The sequence below is a fragment of the Sinomicrobium halophytocola genome, assembly GCF_052983395.1.
This window is the reverse complement of the sequence record NZ_JBRKIT010000011.1, coordinates 504,237-516,885: the sequence shown is the minus strand read 5'-3', so window position 1 is coordinate 516,885 and position 12,649 is coordinate 504,237. Positions and strand designations below refer to the sequence as shown.

7 protein-coding genes are annotated in these 12,649 nt (G+C 45.5%); all 7 read left to right on the top strand.

What is annotated here, in order from left to right:
• Positions 1-16 precede the first annotated feature (16 nt).
• Positions 17-1,399: a beta/gamma crystallin family protein gene (locus ACVBDY_RS04160; RefSeq protein WP_447174208.1), complete on the top strand. Its 1,383-nt coding sequence runs from the start codon at positions 17-19 to the stop codon at positions 1,397-1,399.
• A gap of 59 nt (positions 1,400-1,458) precedes the next feature.
• Positions 1,459-2,823: a M60 family metallopeptidase gene (locus tag ACVBDY_RS04155; RefSeq protein WP_447174207.1), complete on the top strand. Its 1,365-nt coding sequence runs from the start codon at positions 1,459-1,461 to the stop codon at positions 2,821-2,823.
• Positions 2,824-3,132: 309 nt separating this feature from the next.
• Positions 3,133-5,211 (top strand): glycoside hydrolase family 2 protein, encoded by a 2,079-nt coding sequence (locus tag ACVBDY_RS04150; protein ID WP_447174206.1) that lies wholly within the window; start codon positions 3,133-3,135, stop codon positions 5,209-5,211.
• A 97-nt stretch (positions 5,212-5,308) separates the two neighbouring features.
• Positions 5,309-6,751, top strand: coding sequence for an alpha-L-fucosidase (locus ACVBDY_RS04145; protein ID WP_447174205.1), 1,443 nt, complete (start codon positions 5,309-5,311; stop codon positions 6,749-6,751).
• Between the two features lie 361 nt (positions 6,752-7,112).
• Positions 7,113-7,709: an RNA polymerase sigma-70 factor gene (locus ACVBDY_RS04140; protein WP_447174204.1), complete on the top strand. Its 597-nt coding sequence runs from the start codon at positions 7,113-7,115 to the stop codon at positions 7,707-7,709.
• A 150-nt stretch (positions 7,710-7,859) separates the two neighbouring features.
• A complete protein-coding gene (locus ACVBDY_RS04135) occupies positions 7,860-9,020 on the top strand; it encodes a FecR family protein (protein ID WP_447174203.1) in 1,161 nt (386 codons plus the stop codon).
• Positions 9,021-9,193: 173 nt separating this feature from the next.
• Positions 9,194-12,646, top strand: coding sequence for a SusC/RagA family TonB-linked outer membrane protein (locus ACVBDY_RS04130; RefSeq protein WP_447174202.1), 3,453 nt, complete (start codon positions 9,194-9,196; stop codon positions 12,644-12,646).
• Positions 12,647-12,649: the final 3 nt, after the last annotated feature.

Below are 12,649 nucleotides of genomic sequence, written 5' to 3'. Positions count from 1 at the left end.
CAAAATCCTTTAAATTATGAAAACTATGTATAAGTGGACATTGTCCGCAGTGCTATGGATTGCCTTGTTGTTTGCTGTTTCCTGCGACTTTCCGGAGGAAGGAGAAGAAGCTTTTCCGGAAGAACCGACCCCCGGGTTTGTCACGCATCCGGAAAACCTGAATATCGTATATTTTGTTCCTACCGATAACCCGGCAGTAACAGATTACGAAGAACGTTTGAGTGAACTTCTCATCTATTTTCAGGACTATGTAAAGTCGGAAATGGACCGTAACGGTTTCGGTCAGAAAACTTTCGGTCTTCCTGTAGATACCATAACTAATCGCGTTAAGCTGGTTACCATTCAGGGAGAGCACGACCAGGCTACGTACGATTACGGAAGCGGGAGTACCATTATCAGTGAGATCAATGCCTACAAACAGACTCACCCGGAAGATTTCAGCAGTGAGCATACGCTTATAATCCTTCCGGAGCGGACGGATGGCGGAAGTCAGCCTTTCTACGGTTCCGGGAGAAGCTGTTTTGCTCTCGACAATCCCAATATCAAAGTAGAAGAGATTCCCGTAACTTCTTCGAACTATATCGGGGGAATGCTCCATGAACTCGGTCACGGACTGGGACTTTCTCACAATAAAGCAACGGTTTCCGAGAAGCAATCTCTCGGGACTTCTCTGATGGGATCAGGGAACACCACTTTCGGAAGACAACCCACATTTATTACCGAGGTAGACTGTGCAATCCTCAACAGGAACCAGATATTTCAATCTACACCGGTACCCGGCATATACGAAGGGGCTACAACCACGGCCAGTCCGCAGCTGACTTTTGATGATGCTACCCAGAGCCTCCATGTACAAGGCAGCTTTACCAGTGACAAGACCGTAAGCGATATACTGTTCTGGTTAGATCCCAACGTGAACAATGAAGGGTCAGGAGTAAACAAAGATTACAATTCCGTAGGCTGGAGAGGTCTGGTTTTGAGTGGTAATACCTATAACATAAACTTGCCGGTTCAGGAAATACAGGACCACGGAGATTGGCAGTATGAGCTGAAAATAAAACTGCTCATGCAAAACGGAACCATTAAAACCCATACCTATTCTTTTGAGTTTGTAAACGGCGAATATACTCCCGAAACTAAAGCAGGGGTGTACCAGCATTCCAGTTATAACGGGTGGGGAGTGGAACTCGAAGCGGGATCATACACAACAAGTCAGCTCGTAGCCCTGGGAGGAATAGACAACGATATCAGTTCCGTAAGAGTGCCCCTCGGTCTTAAAGTCACCCTTTATTCCGAAGATAATTTTACGGGGGAATCTTACGAGGTAACCACGGGGAATGTCTCCTTCTTATCCGCTTTCAACGACAAGACATCCTCCATAATTGTGGAAGAAGATTAGCCAATGAGGAAAGTGAAGATGAGCTCAATAAGTATTGACCAAATAAAAAACCACAAATCATGAAAACCTGCACAAAAAGAGTAAAAAACATATTGTTTTGGGGAGCCCTGTCCGTTTTGGCGGCGTCCTGTGATTTTCCCCCGGGAACGGGAGACGACCTTCCGCAACCGGGAGACAGCATTCCGATTGAAGAATCGCTCGGGGCCAGTCGTCTGCAAACATTCCAAGAGGGCCCTACCCAGGGCCAGGTAAAGGAACGCCTGGCACAGCGGGGGAATCACAATGACATGTTACCTACCGGGTTTCATGTTGACCCTTTCGATACCCTGAAAGTAACAGCCAATAAGCTTACCGGGAACCGGATGCCACAGGTCGTGGTGGGAACCCCGTTCCGGGATAACGTAAGGCCTGTACGGACGTATTACGATGTGCAACAAGGGGAAAACACCTTTATAGCCGATGAATACGGCGGAACAGTTTACGTTCGTTACGTCACTACCGAAGACCCCAACAGTTCCGCAGAGATCGAATTCGGGGACGGGTTTAAAAAAGTGCCTTATTATGTAAAAGGAGAAACCACAAAGGGTGAGTGGTTACAGATGCTGGATGTTTTCGGGGATGTAAGGGATATCATGTTCGTTACCGATCACACCATGCTCACTGTTGGAGTAGAAGACGCCATCACTCATAAAGACGAAGACCAGGACCTGATGTGCGACTACCTGGACAGGATTATGGAAGCTGAGGCGGCAATAAGCGGCCTGGACGGATCGGCTCCCGTTCACGAAAACCGGAATTACAGGTTCCTGCTTACCGTGCGTGACCCGGAATCCGGGGGATATATGGCGGCAAGTATAGCCCTGTATTTTACTCAGGGCGTTATAGATAGATTACTGATGCCCGAAAAACTGGGAGGTACCAATGGCTGGGGACCGTGGCACGAAGCCGGGCATGTGCACCAGCAGGCTGCCTGGACCTGGTCCGCAGTAGTGGAATCTACGGTAAATATCTACGCTCTTGCAGCCGAAAGGGAATTCGGGTTGTCGCCTTCCAGGGTAAGCACGAATAACGAATGGCCCGCCGTAGAAACTTTCCTGGCATTGCCGGATGAAGATCGTGATTTTAATACTTCAGCAGCTTCCAATGGTGTACGTATGGCCCTGTTCCACCAGCTATGGCTGGCCTACGGGGACGATTTTTATATTCAGCTGCACAAAGAAACCAGGGAAGAAAACCCGGAACCGGGAGATGACAATGACAAAATGCGGTATTTTATGCTGAAATCATGTAGTGTATCCGGTAACGACCTTACCGGTTTCTTCCGGAAATGGGGATTGCCCGTACCCGAAAGCGTATATGACGAAATTGAAGCACTGAACCTGCCGGCACCGGCAGAAGACCTTACATTGTTACGGGACGAATAGTTGAAATAAAACTTTCGACCCCGGGAAAACTGCCCCCCATCCCGCTTACGGGAATAGGAGGGCAGATAAAAGTCTCATACTCGATTTGAGTTTTGAGTTAGTTAGTTTATTTCACAGGCTCTCCTCTTCCTGATCCGGGGGGGGAGAGCCTTAATTTAACAAACAAACGGAGATATAAGTATATTGTGTTCGAACCCATTTTTAGAATTATTTTATATTGCAAGAAATAACCTGACTGAAAATACTGTAACCGCAAACATGAGAATAAAAGATTATCTACTAAGAAGAAAAATAACCGGAACCGGTTTAATGAAAAAGTGTAATGGCAGGGACCTGTCTGTTCGCAGAATTGCTGTTTTTATCGCTGTGAGTATCCTTTATGTTTCCGGCGGATATGCCCAGGGCAGGGAGGTTATTAATCTCCATAAAAACTGGGAATTCAAAAAAGGAGAAAAAGATTATGATAAAAGTATCGGCTTTATCAGCCGGGAATGGGAAGAAGTAGATGTGCCGCATTCTTATAATAAAGAAGATATGCAACTCGGAAAAAACTTCTATACCGGGGATGCCTTCTACCGTAAAAAACTCCATGTCAACAAAGAATGGAAGGGAAAAAGGCTTTTTCTCAGGTTTGAGGGTGTTGGTTCCGTAGCGTCCCTCTATGTAAACGGCAGGTTTATCGGGGAGCACAAGGGAAGTTATTCCGCATTTGCTTTCGAAATTACACATAGTGTGAATTACGGTAAAGACAATAACATCGAAGTTAAAGTCAATAATGAAGCAAGACCCGATGTCCTCCCGGTAAATCATTTTTTGTTCCCCATATACGGGGGAATATACCGTCCCGTCAACCTGATCGTTACCGACAAAATAAACATCACGGTTACCGACCATGCTTCTCCCGGTATTTTTATCTCACAAAAGAATGTATCCGGTAAAAAGGCAGGTATAACCGTCAAAGCAAAACTCGAAAACAAGGAAAGAGTAACAAAACAAGTTATACTGCAAACCGTTATCCGAAACGCCGAAGGAAAACAGGTCGCCAAAGAAGAAAAAGAAGTAGCTGTAAGTCCGCAGGGAATAACAGTTGCCGAGCAACAACTCACCCTCAGGTCACCCCATTTGTGGCAGGGCGTGGAAAACCCTTACCTGTATTCCCTCACCACTTCCGTAAAAAGGGATGGAAAAGAAACAGACGCCGTAACACAACCTTTGGGGATAAGAAAGTTCGAATTAAGGGCGGGAGAAGGGATGTTCCTGAACGGTAAAAAATATCCCATGTATGGCGTAACCCGTCACCAGGACCGCTGGCAATACGGCAATGCCCTTTCCCCCGAACAGGAAGAGGAAGATATGGAACTCATCCGGGAAATGGGAGCCACTACCATACGATTGGCGCATTATCAGCAATCCGATAATATCTATTCCCTGGCCGACAAAATGGGTTTTCTTATCTGGGCGGAGATCCCTTTTGTGAACAATTACAGCCGGGAAGAAGCGGCCAACGCCAAACAGCAGATGACCGAACTGGTCCGGCAAAACTTCAATCACCCTTCCATATACATCTGGGGCATGCATAACGAGGTGTACTCCAAAAATCCGGATGAGTATGTCGCCGTACTGACGCGCGAACTCAACGATATAGCTAAAACCAATGATCCGGACAGGCTTACAGGTGCCGTAAGCGGATACGGTGAAATGGACAGGCCGGCAAACCTGGCGGGAGATGTACAGGGAATGAACCGCTATTATGGCTGGTATGAAGGAAAAATAGGCGATCTCGAAAACTGGGTAAGCGGATTGGAAAAAGGATATCCCGCTTATAAGGTTGTCCTCGCCGAATACGGTGCCGATGGAAATATGGACCAGGGCGCCGAAGATTTACCGGGAAACCGCAATCCCGTAAGCGGTAAATTTTTCCCTGAAAACTACCAGACCGAAACCCATATTCAGCAATGGGCGATCATTGAAAAACACCCCTATATCACAGCCTCCTATTTATGGAATATGTTCGAATTTGCCGTACCCATGTGGAACCGCGGCGGTGTAAATGCCCGGAACCTGAAAGGATTGATCACCTTTGACCGCAAACGGAAAAAAGATGCCTTTTACTGGTACAAGGCCAACTGGAACCCGGAGCCCATGATCTACCTCGCCAATCGCAGGGATGACCAACGCACCAAATTACATACCCGCGTACAGGTCTTTTCCAATCTCAATACCGTAACACTCACTGTCAACGGAGAAGAAGTTTCCGGGAAACAGGGCGTGAATTCCCGGCATTGGGTATTCGAAGTGGAATTGCAAAAAGGTAAAAACAAGATCAGGGCAGTAGGGAAAAGTAAAGGAAAAGACCTTTCGGATGAAATGGAATGGCTGGTACAGTGAAGTAAATGAACACTCTGAAATAAAGAAACAAATAACAACGGTCCGGTTTCCGGAATATATGCCGGAACCGGTCCGTACCAAAAAGAAACAAGAAAATATGAGAAGATCACCGTTTATTTATGTATTAACAGCATTTTTTGCATTTACGACAGCGACCATGGCCCAGACGAAACCGGAGAAACGGGTTTCCATAACGCTGAAACATGGAGCCCATCGCCTGGGAAAACGAACTGATAAACAAATGCAAACCTGGCGGAACTACGGTCTGGGGCAGTTTATCCACTGGGGGGTATACGCCATCCCCGGCGGGCATTGGGAAGGTAAATACTATCCCGGAGCCGCGGAATGGATACGTTCCTGGAAAGAAATGCCCAAAGAGGCTTATGACAATCTCTATAAGAAATTCAATCCGGAGAAATTCAATGCCAGGGGATGGGCAAAACAAGCTAAGGAAATGGGAGCAAAATATGTGATCATCACCACCAAGCACCACGACGGCTTTTGCTTGTGGCCCAGTAAGTACACGGATTATACCATAGCCAAAAGCCCGTATAAAAAGGACATTATCGGCCAACTGGTCGATGCTTATGATGCCGAAGGTATTGATGTATATCTCTATTTTTCCATTATAGACTGGAACCACCCCGGTTACCGAAGCAGTCTGAAAAGTGAGGCCGACAGGAAGGAATATGAAGACTTCAAGACCTTTACCAGGAACCAGTTGGTGGAATTACTGGAACGTTATCCCTCCACCAAAGGGCTTTGGTTTGACGGCAGCTGGGATAAAGCCTGGATAGAACAGGCGGAATTTGCAGACGAATTGGGCAGCGAACTGCGCGAAATGATCCCCGGCCTGATCATAGGAAGCCGTTTCCGGGCCGATGAAAACGGCAATCGCCACTTCGATACCAATGGCGATATGATGGGAGATTACGAACAGGGCTGGGAACGAAAAATACCGGAAACGATAGAAGATATTCACGGAAATGACTGGGATTGTGTGATGACCGTTCCGGAAAATCAATGGGGGTATCACTCCGATTGGAAAGGTCATGTGAAAACGAGTAACGAACTGATAGAGATGCTCGTTAAATCCGTATCACTGGATGGCAATTTTGTTCTTAATTTCGGACCTGATGGTGAGGGAAATATACGCCCCGAAGAAACAAAACTGGCAGCGGAAATAGGAGCCTGGATGGATGTAAATAAAGAGGTGGTTTATGGATGCGGGTACCTGGATTGGAAGAAACAAGATTGGGGATATTATACCGTAAACCGGGAAACCGGTAAAAAATATATGGTAGTATTCAATATGCCGGTGTCAAGGGCGCTTCGTGTAAAAGTACCCGACAATACCAGACCGGATAAAGCATATCTGTTGGAGCAACCCGAAAGCGACATCACTATAGAAGAAATACATCGCAATGAATATTTTGTTCATTACAAACCGATGACCCCTGTAAAAAAACCTTTTGTTATTGTAATAGAAACCACGGAGTCTGATGCCGATGGGGGACATTATCAGAAAGCAAAAACCTGAGTATTCCCGTCTTAACGGCGCGTATAGCCTGTCGGACTGACCAAACCTTAAAGGCCGTTTTTTCTCTTTAGAATAGAGGAAAAACGGCCTTTTATTTTAGGAACATTGGCAGAATTCCGGGATGGGAAAATGAAATAATTATTTTGTAGACATAAAAAAAATCATATATTAGCTATGTTTTTTAAGATTTATTTAAGATTTTTTGTGAAAAATTAAGAGTCAAACGAACATTTAAGTGATTTTGTGTAAAACAAAATGTGCTCGTACCCGTTTTAGTTTTTCCAAAATTTATCTTCGGAAAGCGGTCGTTTTTTTAGCGGTATAAAATGGTAACAACCTTAATGTTAGAAATGTAAAGTCCATGCGCACAAGAGAGAACAACAGGGAGAAATTACTGGTGAAAGAACTGATGAGCCATAATGAAAAAGCGTTCCGGGATCTCTTTGACAGTTATAGCCAGGATGTGTATGCATATGGCAAAAGTATATTGAAGTATGACGTGTATGCCGAAGAGATTGTCCAGGATGTTTTTCTAAAAATATGGCTGAACAAGGAAAACCTGAATCCCGATCTGTCCTTCCGGGCCTACGTATTCACCATAACCCGGAATCTCGCCATTAACTTTCTGCATAAGGCGGCAAATGACGGTAAGCTCCGGGAAGAAATATTCTATGGCAGGGGAGAAACCTATAACCACGCAGAAAGCAGGATCGATGATGCCTATTATGAGAAGATCAGGCTACAGGCCATAGCAAAACTCCCGCCTAAAAGAAGACGTATTTTCGAATTGTCCAGAAAAGAAGGCAAGAGTTACGAAGAGATAAGCAGTGAGTTGGGAATCTCCGTGAGCACCGTAAAGAACCAGATGAGCAGTGCATTGGAAACCATCCGGAATTTTCTTTTTTCACATAGCGATGTCACTTTTATAATTGCAGCCTTTCTCCTGGGGAACCTGTGATTTTCGTCTCTATCCCTGACATTTTTCCACTGACGGAACAGCAACCGGAATATCAAATCTTCATAAAAAGAAAAAAAATCCGTTTCGGAATAGTACCAACGGAATTGTCAACTGTATTATATATATAGAATGTGCTCGAAAACATTTTTAATGAAAGATCATAAGAATATACGCGGACTCTTTAAAAAATATTCTTTGGGACAATGTTCGCCGGAGGAGATCGCAGAGATCGTAGCGTATTTAAAAACACATAAACATTCGGAAGGAATACCTTCGGTTGACGAAGTATTGGCCCTGCTTAGGGAAAGCCCGCGGATGGAAGAAAGTGCTGCCGATCATGTTTACAACCGGATACGGAAAAACGCTGAAGTCATAGAGAGACGGAAAGCGGGAAAACAGGTGCGAAGAAAATATTATATGGCCGCAGCAATGGCCGTGGTCCTGATCTCCGCAGGTAGTCTTTTCTTCGGAAGTTCCCTGTTAAAAAAAGACGGGGTGATTGAGGTCCGCGAGGAAATTACCCTTGAGTTGGATAACGGGCAAATAAAAGTTATAAAATCCGAAGGTTCCGGGGAAGTACACAACGCTTCCGGTGATGTAGTGGGGAAACAGGATAAAAACCGGATTTCCTACGTCGCAAACGGGAAGAGCGAAAAGCATATTTCCTATAACACTTTAAAAGTTCCTTACGGAAAACGCTTTGATGTGGAACTCTCGGACGGCACTGTAGTATATCTGAATTCGGGCAGTTCCCTGAAATATCCGGAAAATTTTCCCGGTGAAGGCAGGAGAGAAGTAGAGCTCACCGGAGAAGCATTTTTTGAAGTGGCCGAAGATAAAGAACATTCTTTTGTAGTAAATACGAAAGAATTAAATGTAAAAGTATTCGGTACCCGTTTCAATATCTCCGCCTACCCGGAAGATGATCTCACCGATGTGGTATTGGTGGAAGGGTCGGTAGGTATGTATGAAGATATACGGCATACGGAGAAAGGGATTATGCTCACCCCCGGCCATAAAGGAAGTTTTCACCGGAATGACAAAAATATAGAGATAAGTGCGGTGGAAACTTCGGTTTACACTTCGTGGATAGGCGGGGAACTGGTTTTCCGGAATATGACATTTGAAAATATTCTCAAAAAGCTTGAAAGACAATATAATGTCGATATAACTATGAAAAACAGAACTTTGGCGGGGGAAGAGTTCAATGCCAGTTTCGACCGGGAACCTGTGGAGGAAGTACTGGAATATTTTAAGATGACTTATGGCATTCGGTATACGGTAGAAGGAGACAACATAACAATAAACTAACACTTAAAATTCAAATACCTATGAAACGATCAGTAAGCCAGTAGCTATTATCCATGGCACTAATGCCGTGTAGGCAGGATCATCAACAAAAAATCGGAAAATGTCGGACCATTTCCCGATTTGAAAATGGTGATTAAATCAAAATTTAACCACACTTAAACACGTTTAAAAGTATGAAAAAATTTCTTTCCGGAAGGAAGGGGTGGATGGTGTATGTCAAATTTAAAACAAAAACGAAGATCAGTACCATACTCTTGAGTATTGTATTGTTGACAGCACAGGCAAATACTTCCTATTCCCAAAAATCCAGGATATCCCTGGACATGCATAACATCACCATAGCACGTCTGATAGATGTTATAGAAAGTAAGAGCGATTACCATTTTGTGTACAAGACCAGGGATGTGGACCTGGAACGAAAAGTATCCGTCAAGGCCGAGGAAGAAGAGATCACCTCGGTGCTGGACCACATTTTCGGAAATACCGCAACGGTATATAATATTGTAAAAAAACAAATATTTCTCACCGTTAAGGAAACAAATGAAAAGACGGATGGCCAAGGAACAGCGGAAATCCGGCAAATGCAGGTCAGCGGCATAGTGAAGGACGGGAATGGAAATGTTCTGCCAGGTGTAACCGTCATGGAGAAGGGCACACAAAATGGAACGGCGACCGATTTTGACGGGAATTACGAACTTTTGGTCTCGGGGACAAATGCTGTTTTATCCTTTAGCTATATTGGGTTTGTAACAAAAGAAGTCCCTGTAAACGGCCTTACTGCGATAGATGTGGTCCTGAAAGAAGACGTTTCCGAACTTGATGAGGTTATCGTAGTGGCATACGGAACACAGAAAAAGGAAAACCTTACAGGTGCCGTAGTTTCCGTAAGCAGCGAAAAACTGGCCAATCGTCCCGTAGCCTCCACGCAAAATGCCCTTCAGGGAATAGCTCCCGGGGTAACCATACTGCAACGTCCCGGGGATGTAGGACGTAATTCCGACGGAACAAGCGGCAATACCGGGGGGATAACCATAAGGGGACGCAGTAACCTCGGTTCTCCCGGTCCTATGTATGTCATAGATGGAATCCCAGCAACATCACAGGAATTTGCATCGTTGAATGCCAATGATATAGCTAGTATGTCGGTGCTTAAAGATGCTTCTTCTGCCGCTCTTTACGGTTCACGTGCAGCAAACGGGGTCATTGTGGTTACGACCAACCGCGGAGGAGGGGAAAAGGCCACTGTACAGTTCAATACCAGCTACGGATGGCAATCCGCTACCAGGTTACCCGATTATGTAAATTCTGCGGACTATGCTGCTTTATATAATGAAGCATTGGGCAACAAGGGAAGGGACCCGCTTTATACCGAAGACCAGATAAGAAAGTTTGCAGATGGTTCCGAGCCGGACCTGTACCCCAATACGGACTGGTATAAGACCGTACTGCACTCGGCAGCGCCACAAAGGGAAGCCAGTCTTAATATCAGTGCACCGGGGAAAATTACCAATTACTACCTGGGCCTCACATATTTTGACCAGGAATCCCTGATACCGGGTAAAAAACAGGACCGTATCGTTGCCAAACTCAATACCGAAAGCCATATCGTAGAGAACCTATTGAAAGTCGGAACAAACTTCTCTTTTATCAAACAGGATTTTGATCGTGACGGTGGAAACATGAGCTGGACAGAGCTCAATCGCTCCCTTCCTACATCGGTAGTGCGCCAGTCCAACGGAGAATGGGGCTCCATAGACGGAGGGGTGGCCAATGCACAAACGGCACAGCGCAACCAGTTACGTATACTGGAAGAAGGAGGTAGCGGCTGGGACAGGGACAATTACCTGCAGCTCGCCACAAATGCAACGCTTACTCCCCTGGAAGGACTGACCATTAATGGACTTACCTCTCTCAAATATACCAATTCCAATTCCTGGTCTTTTAACAGTACCATAGATCCCATAAACAATTTCCTCACCGGGGATATAATGAACTCCACGAGGGTAACACCCAATGAAATGACGGAATACTGGAGAAAAAGACAGGAATTCCTCATCCAGGGAACCATAGATTACGAACGTCGTTTCGGAGAGCAACACTATGCGAAGATCACTGTAGGAGCAAGCCAGGAAAGCAATGTTTTCAGGACTGCTTTCATCGGGAGGAAAAATTTCCCTAACAACGATATGGAAACCGTGGGCAGTGGCTCCGGGAATTCGGAAGACATAAGTTCTGACGATGACGGACAAGCCAACCGGAGCAACCAGGAAGAATGGGCCATGCGCTCCTTTTTCGGAAGGCTAAATTATACGTTTGCCGATAAATACCTGCTGGAAGCCAATACACGGATAGATTATTCTTCTCGTTTTCATCCCGATCACAGGCGGGCCGTATTCCCGTCTTTCTCTGCGGGGTGGATTGTTTCAAAGGAATCCTTTATGGAAAATATTTCCTGGCTCGATCACCTGAAAATCCGTGGGTCCTGGGGTTCGTTGGGGAACCAGAATGTCGTTACGATAGGTAACTATTTCGATGTGCTGAACCTTGATTATTCCTATAATTTCGAAGATACCGCACAAGGCGGGGCCTGGCAGAGCAGGGGTTCTAATATTTCAGCCACCTGGGAAAAGGTGAAAATGCTGGATATAGGGCTAGATATTAACCTCTTTGGTAACAGGGTAAATATTGTAACCGATTACTATGTTAAAAGAACCGAAGGAATACTCACGCAATTACCCGTCTTGAGTACTTACGGATTTCCGAATAGCGGCATTCCTTATGTCAATGCCGCCGAAACCAGGAACAGGGGGTTTGAACTTGCGGTCAATTATTCCGACAGGATAGGAGAGGATTTCCGGTTTACTATCGGCGGAAACCTTTCCACCATAGATAACGAGATACTGAACCTGGGGCAGGGTGTCGAAGAAAGGATAAACAGCTACTGGATAGAAAGAGTAGGTGGGTCCGTAGGTGATTTTTACGGTTACCGGGCCGATGGCCTTTTCAGGGATGTTGCCGATGTGGAAAATCACGCGTACCAGTCGGCGGCAACTGCTCCCGGAGATATCAAATACAGGGATGTGAATGGTGACGGGATAATCAATGAACAGGACCGTGTGGTTATCGGGAACGATGTTCCGTGGTTCAATTACGGTTTTAACCTGAGTGCCGAATACAAAGGGATCAGTTTTGAGGTACTTACCTATGGGGTCGGTAAAGTAAAGACCTACCTGGCCAATGAAGCCTCTTTCCCTTTCTTTAACGGTGCGGGGATAAAAGAAGAACTGAAAAACAGGTGGACAGAAGCCAATCCGGATCCGGATGCAGACTTTCCACGGTTATTACTGTCCCAGGACGGAACACATAATTACGAAAATATATCCTCCTTCTGGTTGTTCAATGCTGCTTATTTCCGGGTACGTTCCATTACCCTCGGGTATACTTTTCCGGAGGAGATCAGCAAAAAACTGGGGATGACCATGCTGCGAGTATATGGCACTTCCAACAACCCGCTTACGTTCATGGCCGACAAACGCCTGGCTGATTACGATCCGGAACTGGGATCGGGCCGGGGAGGTTATCCCGGGATAAAGACCTTTTCTCTCGGATTTAATTTCAGGTTTTAACCC